A 12857-nucleotide genomic window follows, 5' to 3' on the forward strand; every position below is an offset into this window, starting at 1 on the left:
GCCCTGGTCCGCCCTTACATCGTGCCGATGACGTTAATGAAGAAGCCGCGGCTGCGGTACGACAGGTTGGTCAGGTCGTCGGAGTAATTGGTGAAGTTGTAGCCCACACCTGCCTTGACGCCTTCCGCCATATGCCGGTAGATAGCGACCAATGCACCGGCGCGTGAGTCCTTGGCCTCGGTTGCACGCAGGTTGCGCAGCTCGAGCACCGCATCCCATTCCTTCACGAAGTGCCAGTCGGCGCGCACGATCATGAGGTCCGCCCGGCTGGAGAACCATTGGCCATCCACCTTGCTGTCCTTCAGCTCGCCGATGCGGAAAGCGTACTTGGCACCCAGCGACAGCCACGGCTTGACGTCGTAGATGGTGTCAATGGACAGCACCTGGCTGCGCTGCGCGTAATCCGCGGTGAAACCGGAAGGCGACAACTGGCCGGGCGACGGCAGGTTGTAGAAGTTGGTGTACTTGAACAAGGTGTTCCAGCGGTCGTTGTCGATCGGCCTGTAAGCGGCCCCCGCCACGACTTCATGGTAGTCGCCATCGTAGAACGCGCCCTGGCTGTTGTTGGAGACCGACCAGTTGAGCTTGCCGAGCAGGCGCCACTCCGGCGTCGCCTGGTGGCCGAAGGTATTGCGGATCAGCCAGGTATCGCGGTCGCCCGTGGTGTTGCTGCTTTCGTCACGGTATTCGACATTGCCGCTGTACTTGGTGTTGTCGCGCTTGTAAGCGATGGAGAAGCTCACCGCCTTGCGCTTGAGGTCGCCGGACAATGGATGCGACACCTTGCCCACTTCGCCCTTGACGCCATAGTTCCAGAAATCGTTAGCGGCATAATCGAGGCCGAAGGCGTTGACCAGGCTTTGCACCCCGGAACCGTCCACGGTGCGCGTTTCGCCAAACACGCGCATTTCGTCGGTAACGCGGTATGACGTCCCCGTAACCCAGCTGCCCTGGCGGCCGCGCCAGGCGTTGTCCGGGCGCTCGTTCTCGACCAGATAGTTGGTATAGGCGTTGCTGCGGTCAGACAGGCGATAATCCGCGCCGATCTTCACGCCAGGGCCCAGGTTGCCTTGCGATCCTTCCGCGATGAGCTTGAGGCGGTCGTTCACGCGCCAGCTCATCCCCATGCCGGCGCGGTTGTTGTCCTCGCGCTCGCCGTCGCGCGCCACCGTGCCCTGCAGGTAGCCGTAAGCGCTCCAGTCCTTCTTGGGCAAGGGTTCGCCTTCCTGCACCTCGGCTTCATGGTCGTCGGGCGTGTAGTCCATGCGCACTTGCACGTCGGTACGGTTGCCGTTGCGCGACAGCAGGCTGCTGGCATTGGTGACATGCACGTTCCTGTCATCCTGGCGCACGGCCACGCCCGCCTGCCATTCGGAGTTGAGCTTCTGCCGCACGCCGACTTCCACCGCCTGGGTGTCGATGGTGTCCGCGCGCCGGACATCGCCCTTGGCATCAATAAAGGTGTTGTCGGTCACCTGCACATTGGCCTTGAAACCATGCTGGTCGACCGCCTCGCCGGTGGTCGATATCTGGCCCGGGCCCGAGAAGCCGCGCTCGCGGTTCTGTACGTAAGCGGTTACTTTACCCCTGGCCTTGTCGGTCACGTCCGCCAGGTCGACCGAGCCCTCGATGCGGTAAGCCTTGGCCGGCTCGCCGTTGGTCGTGAGACTGTTGAATGCAAAACCGCCGTCCAGGGAGGTCTGCGCGCCATCGCCCGCGCCTTCGGAATGGGCAGCTTCCAGCTTGATGAAGGTGCCAGGCGTATAGCGGATGGTGGCATCCAGGCCGTTGAGCTTCTGCTCCAGCGCCCCCTGGCCTTGCTTGAAGCCGGTGATGCCGATCTGCAGGTAGTCGTTCACCCAATGCGAGACGCGCCCGCCGGTGGAGAAATTATCCACCCTGGTCAGGCCCGGCACATACTCGTAGTTCGCCACCAGGTAGATTTCGTTGCCGTTGATCGAGGCGGTGCTGATCAGGGTCGAAGCCGCGCCGGTCGAGGTCAGCGCCTCGCGCAGCACCACCCGCCCTTGCAGGTAGTTGATTTCATAATCCTGCGCAGGCGCCAGCAGCTTGCGCTCGATCACCAGGCCGGAATCACGGTCGCGCACTTCCACCCAGATGCGCTCGGAACCCATAGTGAGCGCCTGGTGCCGGAGGTAGTACAGCGAACCGCCGGTGCCGCGGAACTCGTCGCGCGCGCCCAAGGTGCCCGGGTCGGCGGCAAACGCGTCTACCGTCGTCGCCTTCTCGCCGTACTTGGTGGTGCTGTCGGAGCGGTACTTGGCGTTGGCGCCATACAGGCCGCGCGAGTATTGCAGCAACTCGGTGCCGCTCCAGCTGGTCTTGAAGTTGCCCCACATCACATGAGAGTCGCCGCGCGCCAGCTTGACGTAGAACTTGCCCTGGGTAGGCGCATCGTCCACTGTCGTGCTGTCGTCGCCATAGACCGGGTAATACAGGTCGGGGTTGATGTTGCGCAGCAGGTAGCGCGGGTCTTTAGAAGAAAAGTTGGAGAACAGGTGCTCCAACGGTTGTTCGCGTGTATCCGCAGAGGCAGTCAGCAAATACTCACCCTTCACCTTGCCCTTGACGTAGAAGGCGCCGCGGCCGTCGATATGGCTGGAGCCGTCGTAATGCTGGTTATCACCGGTCACCAGTTGCGCCGGGCCACGCACGTTGTTCTTGCCCGCGGTGATGTCGCCAATCGCGATATAGAACCAGTCGTCGTCGGCAATATTGAGGTTGCGGCGGAAACTGGTGAACTCGCCATCCGCTTCCACCAGCTTGACCTCCACGCTGTTCGGCCCAGGCGGCATGATCTGCTTGATGGCAAAGCGGCCATTGGCATCCACAGGGACGTTGAGCCCCAGGGTCTCGATACGCTGGCCCGGCTGGATATAACGGCCGTTGACGGTCACCGTGCCGCCCTTGACCGGGATATTGCGCAGGCTCAGGCTATTCTCGCCGTAGCCGATCAATTCCTCCTTGCCCGGCTGCAGGTCGTTCCCGAGACGTGGCGTAGCGTGCGAGAGTATCTCCAACGGCTTCATCACGGTTTCATCGAAGCGCCCTTGTTCGTCGTACACGCGCAGAAGGAACATCACCTGGTCGGTGTCATCGACCTTGGCCTGCCACTTGGTCACGCCGTTCCAATCCACCGGCAGCACGGCCAATGGGTTCTCCTGCGGTTGCTGACCGGGCTTGAACAGGCGGATTTCCGCCTTCCTGATCCACGGCAAGTAGTTGGCCCAGGCGCGGAACTCGGCCTCTTCGCCGCGCACCACGCCATTGGTCGTCTGCCAGACGTTCATCTGCGGCAGGGTGGAAAGATTATCGTAGCGCACCTGGATATCGGCTTTTTCCAGCGCCACGTCGGTGCAACGCTGCCGGTCCGCTTCCAGCGGGCCGTCATCCAGATTGACCGGCTCGCCGTCGATGCTGATGCGGAAAGGCGCTCCCGCCCTCGCCACGGACGTGGCTTCGCAAGCGCTGCGCACAGGCGGCGCCACAGCCACCGGTTCCGCCGGGATGATCTCCTGCTCGTCGAACCAGACGCGGATGATCACGCGGCGGTTCTGCGCCATGCCTTCAGGCGTGTCGTTGCCCGCGACAGGCTGGCTCTCGCCATAGCCGCTGATGCTGAGCTGGCTCTCATCCAACCCGAGCTTCTGTTTGAGGAATGCCGCCACGGAAAGCGAGCGTGCCTCGGACAAGCCCTGGTTGTCGCGGAAAATCTTCTTGGCGTTGGGCGACAGGCGCTGGTTATCGGTATGCCCGGCAATGTCGATACGCACATTCTTCTTGCCCTGCAATTGGGCTGCCAAGTCCTCCAGCTCGGCTACCGAGCTGGCGGTCAAATCGGCCTTGCCGGACTCGAACTGCGCCGCGCCGCTGTTTTCCACCAGCCTTGTCAGCACTTGCGGCTCAGCCTGCGGAACGTTGGCCGCTGCGGCCCGCATGCGCTCCAGCGTGCTGCTGTTGATGCCTGAAGGCAGCGGATAGCTGGTTGGCCCCTGCCGCTCGGCAGGGGAAGGCATGCCATGGAAATCCACGCGGCCATGGTCGATACGCTTGCCGGTTTCCTGCTCGAAATCAGGCACGGGCATATCGCGCGTCGGCAACATCGATGCCGCATAGCCCCGGTCGCTGATCAGCAATGATTCCGCATTGGCCCCGCTCATCATCACGCTGATGGCGATAGCAATCGCTCGCTTCTTCATCATGGCTGCACCTCCACTGCTGTCTCGATGATCAGCGGGAAGGCTGCCTCATCCTTATTGTTGTTATGTGTCTCTTTCCAGAGCTTGCGCGCCGCCTTGGCAATACCATCCAGGCGTTTCTTGGCGAGCTTCTCCCCCCCGCCGCCCGGATCGTAGGCAACCCTCAATACCGAAGGCCGGCCATCCAGTTGCTTGACCATGTCGGCAAACGCATGCTGCCATTGCGATTGCAGGTCGATGCCATCGGGCACGAACGCCTGGTCATTCAGGTCGAGGCGAACCACGCGGTGCACGGTCGCACCGAAGTTCAGCTTCACCATCTTGCCTCGCGTGACACGCACATCACGCGGATTCTCGGTTGTCACGCGGTAGCCGGAAGGCAGGGTGCGCTCGTCCAGCTTCATGACGAAGTTGGCGCCGCGGTCCATGTTGGGAATGTCCGCGCAGGTAACGTGGAAGCGGCCCTCGGCATCGGTCGTGACCAGCAGACCGCGCGCAGTGACCACGCGCGCATTGGGAATGCCCGGCTCGCCCTGGTCCTGGTAGCCGTTGGCGTTCTTGTCGTCGAACACCTTGCCGATGATGTCGGAGCAGTCGAAGGTCGGGTCTGGCGTGACCTTGACCGTGGCGGAGCCGATGTTGGAAACCAGCGTGCTGACCAAGGCGTTCTCCGCCCAGGCCTGGTTGGTGTATTCCCCTTCTCCCACACCAGTACCCACCACCAGGATCAACTTGAAGGTCTTGGTTTCGCCGGCACTGAATGTTTGGTTCGCCCAAGCCAGGTCGCGGCCATTCACCTCGGGCTCGATACGCACACCGTTCACCGATGCAGAACCGGTGCGGTACTTGAAGCCGGGCGGCAGGCGGTCGGTGATGGTGATGTTGTTGATCGCCACCGAGCTGGTCGCCGTCACGGTGTAGGGCACCAGGTCACCGCGTACGACATTCACCAGAGGCGTGGTCTTCGTAATGCGGATGATCCCGCCCAGCACCGGATCCAAGGGAATATGGTTGTTGAGCAGTTCGGCCGATGTCGCCGGATCGATCAGGATATTGAAGTAGTAGCGCGTACCGCCGCCAGCGCCGCCTAGGGCGAATGAACCGTCGCCCGTCGTTGGGGAGCAGGTAGCCGGATCATGCGGGCCGACCGCTTCTGCAGGCGGAACGCCATTCTGTTGTACCAGCGCTGGATCCGGGGTCGCACCGACCTGCAGCGTCGCGTTACAAACCGGGATCATGCTGGACGGCTGCGGAATATACCCGGACGGATACTGCGTCACTTCCAGCGTATACAGCCCTGCGGGAGCGTTCTGGTTGAGCAGGAACTGGTACGTGCCATCTATGCCAGTAGTTTGTGTGGCATTGCCGTTCACAAGATGCGCAGCCGGGGTGAATCCAGGCGGCCCACTGATGGTGACCGTGGCGCCGGCTACCGGCTGGCGGGTCACGGCGTCATACACCTTGCCGGCAGGGTCGAGCGGGAGGCTTTGCTCCACCAGGTTGTCGCCGGCGGAAAGCGTGATTCCGCTGAGGGTGCCATCGACATTGCTGGCACCGCCCGGGTTGGCTGGGCTAGTCACGCCGGGATCGAACGGCAGGCCACGCTCATTCGGACGGGCAAAACCGTAGACCAGGCCGGTCACCGGATGACGGAAACGCACCTGATAGCCAGAGCCAGGCGGCAGGTTGATGAAATTGTAGAAACCATTGGCGTCGGTCACGGTACTGGCAACCTGCGTACCATTGCGCAGCAGCTCCACCGCCCACCCGGACTGAGGCACGTCAGCCGAATCCGGACTGGTGCTGTTGAATGTCCTGTCGTGGTTGCCATCCAGCCACACATGGCCACTGAGGCTGGCCAAGGCGCCAGGTGCCGATGTTTCACCAAAGTCGTAACCCGTGGCGGATTGCGTCAACACTATCCCGGTAAAAGTGTCCGTGCCGGCATTCAGCACCGTACCTGACGGCCCTTGCGACGAGCCCGCGCTACCTACCCTATCCTTGCCGTCGGTATATCCAGCCGGTTGAGCTTGCACCACCGCGTAGCCAGCGCCATTCGAAGGCGGCAAGCCAGTGAAGACATAGCTACCGTCCGCATTGGTCTGCACGGTGCGGCTTACCGGTGTACCATCCGATGCCGTCCCGGTGAGCGTGACGGTCACGCCGCCAATGCCGGTTTCCCCTGGCCCGTTCCAGGCGCCGTCGTCATTGATGTCGATATATACCCGTCCGCCCAGGCTCAGGTTGTTGGACGGAATATCGTCGCGCACGCTGGTGGCCTCGGCCTCGGTATTGTTGGCCTGGTTGGCGTCGGTTTCATTCGCAGAAACCTCGGCTATGCTGTTGTACACATCGCCGCTCGCTGAGGGTTCGCTCAACATGCGTACGCTGAGGTAGCGGTTGCGCGCCTCGCCATTGGCCAGGCTGGCGGCTTCTCCTGTGAAGGTGCAAGTCACGGTCAACGTAGTAAGCGGTCCGCTTGTGGGACTGCTCACTTCGCTGCCGATATTGTCACAAATGCTGTCGGCGGGCGGCCCCATGGCGGCGCTATCGCCGAGGAAGCGCGCGGTCTTTCCTGCAGGAGGCGTGATGCTGTAGGTGAACTTGAGCCCGGTGGCAAGCGAAGGGCCGCTGTTCACCATGTTGATGGTGTAAATCACGTCATTCTGCGGGTTGTCGCCGCCATTGCTGGGGTCGTAGCCAAGCGGATCGACATTGTCGATATTGTTGACCAGTAGATCCACCGACGCAGCCTGCACGATGAATTGTGCAGTTTTGCTGTTGTTGCCGCCATCCGTGCCATCGACGTTTTCAGGCGTATCGGTGCTGATGCGCGCGGTATTGTCGATGTTCCAGGTCTGGCCGCTGACCTGCCCGCTCTTCCAGTTGGGCCGCACGACGATGTTCACCGTGCGGGCCACCGCCCTGCCCAGCGCACCGACCTGGCAAGCGATAGTGTGGGTGCCTGCCCCGTAACTCTGCCCGACATTCAGGCCGCTGCAACTCGACACGCCCGTGCTGGGAGTGACAGATACTACCGTGAAGCCGGGATCGCCCGGCGCAACGACGAACTCATCCGTCACGGTGACATTCTGCGCCGCATCCGTGCCGTTGTTCCTGAACGAGAGTGTATAGCTGACATTGGTGCCAGCCTCGCCCTGCGTGGGCGTCACTACCTTGGAAACCATCTCCACATCGGCGAGCGGCATGATCCGGACAGGCGTCGAACCAGTATTGTTCGCCCCATTGGTATCGCCCTGCGTTGCGGATCTCACGGTTGCGGTATTATTGCCGTCGAAAGCCTGCAGATCGCGTGAAACCGGCACGGTAAACGTGACGGTGCCATTGGGCGGCAATATGCCAGCACTCTGCGTGCAACGCAGAGTGGCACTATCCATGACGCAACTGAAAGTAACGGAAGGGTCTGACGCAACATAGCTGGCAACCACGCTTGGTGTATTGCAGCCGGTCGCGGCGCAATACCCAGGGATGGGGTCGCTCACTACGATATTCTCTGCGCCCACGCTAGGACTGTGGTTGGTCACGACCAGGGTATAGGTCATGGCGCTCTCATTGGCATCCAGGATATGGTCGCTATTCGGCGTGGTGACCGTCTTGGTGATGCCAAGGTCGACCGAGTTGTTTTCGCTGGAGATCGTGACGTTGGCATTGACCGTTGCAGGGCCTGGATACCAGCAGGCAGGTAGTACAGCCTCACAACTCACTGCAGCTGTATTTGTCGCTGAGATATTGACATCGCCAGCCTTGGTGACAATCTGCAGCGCAGGCGCATTCTCCCCTGCCGCCAGTTCGGGCCCGTAACGACATGTCACCGTACTGACTGCAGCGTCCAGGGAATTTCCTCCACCCGAACCAACTGGCGAACAAGACCAGCCATTACCGCTGTAACTGACAAACGTCTCGTTGGCGGTATTGATCGTGTCGGTCACGATGATGGTATTGGCAGGCGCAGGACCGTTCCCGGCATTGCCCACACGGATGGTGCTGGTCATGTTCTGGCCCGCCGCGACCGGACCGGGAGAGCGTTCCTTGCTGATCGTGGGACCTGGACCTTCCGGTTTCACATTGAGCGCTTCTGTTGAACTGTTGTTACCCGGATTGGGATCGGCCGGGCCGCCAGGAAGGTGGGCAATAGTTGCAGTTCCGGAATAGTTTTGCAGCCCGGCGACCGCTGGAGCGGTGGCGACGATGGTGATGTCGTTCACGGTGCCGTTGGGATAGTTGCCTAAACGCTCACAAGTCACGACCTGGCCGGCGGGCGGCGCGCATGACCAGCCCGCGGGCGCGTTTGACGAAACGTAAGTAAATCCCGCTGGCAGGGTGTAACTAGCCGCCACACCACTGCTTGCGTCGCTTGGGCCGCTGTTGGTGGGTTGCATGATAAAGGTCACGCTACCGCCCGAAGTCGCGGAAACCGGATTGGGGGCGATTTGCGGAATCGACAAGTCAGAACCCGCATTCACCACCACACTGGCCTCAGGCGGGGTATTGTTGTCCGGGAACGGATCACCGACCGGCGCGCTGATCGTCGGCGTGACCGAGACATTGCCGGTACCCACCCCATTCACAGTCGTGACGATGTTGAGGCCGTCGAATGTATTGCCGCTTGCAAGCGGGGTGTTCCTGGTACAGGTCACCAGTTGCCCAGAGGCGGTACAGTTGAATCCATCGCCGCCACTGCCGGCGGGAACGAAAGTCAAAGTGCCCGGCAGGGTCATGGTGACGGTGGAGCTGGGGGCATCGTTTGGACCTGCGTTTTGCCCGCTCACGTTCCACGTGACATTTCCGCCTGCCGCCACCGGGTCTGGCGCACCCGAAACGCTGGTGATCTGCATATCCGCGCCGTTCTGGACGGTCGTGTTCTGGGTACCGACGTTGTCACCGAGGTTGGTATCGGTACTGGAAGTCGCCACGGTAGCCGTGATACCAAAGGTATTCGTTGCAGCCGTGGTTCTGAGCGTGAGCACCACGGTGGCCGAACCATTGGGCGGCATGGGGGCGCTCAGGGTACATACCACTGAATTGGGCGCGATGACGCTGCCCGCTGCCGGGCAAGTACCGCCAGTCATGGTTGCGCCTTGGTAGAGCGTTGTAGGCGGCAGCGGTATTGTCAGGGTGACATCGTTGGCTGGATCGACGCTGTCGTTGTTGTTCAGGGGAATGGTATAAACGACGTCGCCGCCGCGGAACACGGGATCGGGTGTATCCGTGATGCCGCTGACAAGCACGTTGGCGGCAAAGGCAGGCACGGCTGCCAACCCTGCCACGGAAAACACCAATGCCCGTAACGGAACCTGCCATCTTCCCGGCACGTTCACATTGGTACGAGTTTCAGGTTTCCCAATCCCTGGCGCCACTTTGACGAATCTTTGCAGCATTCCATGCCAGGCTCCGCCGATAGCAGCTATCTGGCGGCATATATATTTTTTGGTTTGCACAACGGTCTCCCAACAACTTGCAATTTCTGTTGTTTTGCCTTGTCGATTCACGACCCCTTTAAAGGCTGGGAGAATTTATCCCTATTTGAAATAGGGATCATTGACATTTACTCACAACGACTCACAAACACTCATGAGCCGTTTCCATGAATAAATAATGTCAATATTGCTGGAAGCTATGCCTAATGCGGTATCTCAGGAATCAGAAAAATATTGGTGCGATGTGAGGGGAATTTGTCAACAATAGACAACTAGCCAAGACGGACTATTCCCGCAAGGCCGGATAGCAGGAACAAAAAGGGATTAAGTGAGAATGCAATCCGCGGTAAAGGAAAAACCGAAGCCAGGCAGGGCCTTGATCGGCAACAACTCTCCCGTGATCGCCTTGCCTTTGCGGCGCAAGCGCGAAATCATGACTTCAACGCGGTGAAAATCGAAATCATCGACGCTGCCGCCGAACGCATGCACGATGTGCGCTCGGGGCACCGGCTGGCCGCATTTTTCCACCAGGCGGCTTAAAAACGCGTACTCCTTGGGAGTCAACGGAATGGAGATGTCTTCGGGCGAGATCAAGGTCCAGTGCGTTTTGCACAATTTCCAGCTTGGCACTGTCTGCAACTCTGGCAATGGTGGAGCCTGCTTCCTGCGCTCGACCCGCATCGATTCTAAGCGGCGTGCCAGCGAGCCCAGCACGGAAGCCAACTCCTTCAAATCAACGGGCTTGACCATATAGGCATCGGCACCGTCATTCAGCCCCTGCACGCGGTCATTCAAGGCGCCGCGCGCGGTCAGCATCACAATCCCCATATTGTTCGAGCCGCGCAGGTGCTTGAGAATGGACAACCCATCCTCGCCCGGCAGGCCGATATCAAGGACCGCGATATCGTAGGTCTTATTGACCAGCTCGCGGTAAAGCGCCGCGGCATCCGCCACTCCCGTCGCTTCTATCCCTAACGAGCGCAACCCCAACTCTGTCTCTTCACGGAGGTCATGATCATCCTCCACGATAATCACGCGCAAATGACTAGAGTTATTCAATTCCGTATAGAATCCGTTCATTATTTATTGCAAAGCTGCGGTAGTTTACTATTTTGCTCAATCGGTTATTACGTTTTTTCACCATCTTTTTATCGCTTTTGCCGCTCTATGCGCATGCGCTGCAAGTGCCGCATGCGCTGAAAGAAGGCATTGACCTGGACAAAATAGGCGCAGTCTCCTACCTACGCGACGCATCTGGCACTGCCACGCTGCAGGATATCATTGCCAAAGACGAATCCGGCGCCTTCAGGCCTTTGCCCCCGGACTGGAATGCAGGATACACCACAGACACCGTCTGGCTGAAATTCACGTTGGATTTTCCCGACATTATCAACAACAAATATTGGCTTGAAATATCCCCTGCGACGCTGGACGATGTGGTGCTCTATCTTCCGCAACCGGATCACAGCTATACCAGCATGCAAATGGGCGATCATCACCCGGTGAGTGCCAGGCCTATCCTGCACCGAAACTTTATCTTCCCGCTTTTCCCTGAGGCCAACGGCCCTGCACTGACCTATTACGTACGGCTCCAGACCACCAACACCATGACTTTCCATGCCACGCTCTGGCAACCCCATATTTTCGTCGGCAAGCACAGCCGCCCCGATAGCCTGACTGGTGCATATTATGGCGTACGCTTGTTCCTGGCGCTCTTCGCCTTTATTTTGTGGTTATGGCTACGGCACAATATTTTCGTCCTGTACTCGCTTTACCAGTGCGTTACCTGTACCGCGCAAGCCTTCCTTGCCGGCACGGCACAAATCGCGTTTCCACTGGAGCCCCTCACCGCCGACGCATTGCAAAAGTCCATGAATTTTCTGTTCATGGCCACCGTATTGATTTTTTATACCGCTTTGTTCCAGATCAAGCAACATCTGCCTTTGCTATTCCGTTTGGCTCAGGGAATGGTCATTCTGGAACTGTTACTTTTTATCGGCGTCAGTACCCGCTTATTACCTTTCAGCGGACTGATGACCAATATCCTGCCTCTGATTAATATCAGTATTCTTGCCTATAGCAGCCTATGGCTATTAACCCATAAGCATTTTGACCGTTTGCTTTACATCTCAGCTTTCTGGGTAGGATTTGGCATGTATATCCTGGTCATACTGCAAAACTTTGGCCTCGACATAGGTCCGCCGACCACCATGGTGGACTTGCCTATTTTATGGTCACTATTATCACTGACCTTGATCACGCTTGGTATTGTCAATGTCGCAAAAAGAGAAGCCGAAAAAAAGCTGCAAGCAAAGGAATTGGCACTTGAACTTTCGCAGGAAAGCCAAAGAAAACTCGATCAACGCGTACAGGAAAGAACCGAGCAACTTGCATTTGCCAACGTCAAGCTAAATGATGAAATTAGAGAGCGTCAGACGTTACAAGTGAAGCTGGAAAATTCCCTTGAACAACAAAAAGAACTGATGCAAGCACAACGGGAATTCTTTGCCATGGCATCTCACGAATTCCGCACCCCTCTCGCCATCATTGACACAACCTCGCAGAGATTGTCGCTCCTGCAATCCCAGCCTGACCTTGATGCCAGCGCCATGCTCGCTCCAGCCTTGCGTAAAATCCGGCGTGCAACACAGCGCATGAGCCGTATTATTGATAACTTCCTGAGCATGGATAGGCTTGAAGGTGTACATGCCAATCAAGGCTTCAGCCAAAAACCACTCGATCTATGTCAAGTGGTGCAAACGACAGTGGAGCATTACCAGGACTTCAGCGATCGCAACATCGTCATGGAGTCGAGCAGCACACCAGCCGATGTATCAGGCGACCAGTACCTAATCAACCTGGTCATTTCCAACCTCATTGATAATGCACTGAAATATTCGCCGGCAGGTACAGACATCATCGCCCGTGTATTTCATGGGCAACATTATTGTCATGTCGAAATTCAGGATTTTGGACCTGGCATCGCGCCGGAACGACAAGAAAGCATCTTTGAGAAATACGTCAGAATAGAAGGCAACATGACTATCCACGGCACTGGCTTGGGCTTGCATGTTGCAAGAAGAATTGCGGAAAGCCATGGCGGGCAATTAATTGTGCGTAGCGAACTTGGTCAAGGCACTTGTTTCCGCCTGACCCTGCCACGCCATCCCCAGTAAACTGGCCTCGAATAAATAAAAAA

Annotated in this window: 4 protein-coding genes; 1 reads left to right on the forward strand and 3 read right to left on the reverse strand. The window is 58.6% G+C overall.

What is annotated here, in order from left to right; translation table 11 throughout:
- Positions 1–14: 14 nt before the first annotated feature.
- From ACW4YW_RS05130 to ACW4YW_RS05140, 3 genes are all read right to left on the reverse strand, one after another.
- Positions 15–4223, reverse strand: a complete 4209-nt coding sequence (locus tag ACW4YW_RS05130) for an OmpA family protein (protein ID WP_457136580.1) — start codon at positions 4221–4223, stop codon at positions 15–17.
- Positions 4220–9619: an SdrD B-like domain-containing protein gene (locus tag ACW4YW_RS05135; protein WP_457136581.1), complete on the reverse strand. Its 5400-nt coding sequence runs from the start codon at positions 9617–9619 to the stop codon at positions 4220–4222. Before ACW4YW_RS05135 ends, ACW4YW_RS05130 begins: the two co-directional genes overlap by 4 nt.
- Positions 9620–9982: 363 nt before the next feature.
- Positions 9983–10738, reverse strand: a complete 756-nt coding sequence (locus ACW4YW_RS05140; protein ID WP_457136582.1) for a response regulator transcription factor — start codon at positions 10736–10738, stop codon at positions 9983–9985.
- A 32-nt stretch (positions 10739–10770) separates the two neighbouring features.
- Between ACW4YW_RS05140 and ACW4YW_RS05145 the strand changes: the two genes are divergently transcribed.
- Positions 10771–12834, forward strand: coding sequence for a 7TM-DISM domain-containing protein (locus ACW4YW_RS05145; RefSeq protein WP_457136583.1), 2064 nt, complete (start codon positions 10771–10773; stop codon positions 12832–12834).
- The last annotated feature ends 23 nt before the right edge of the window (positions 12835–12857 follow it).

Source organism: Methylobacillus pratensis (assembly GCF_054072455.1).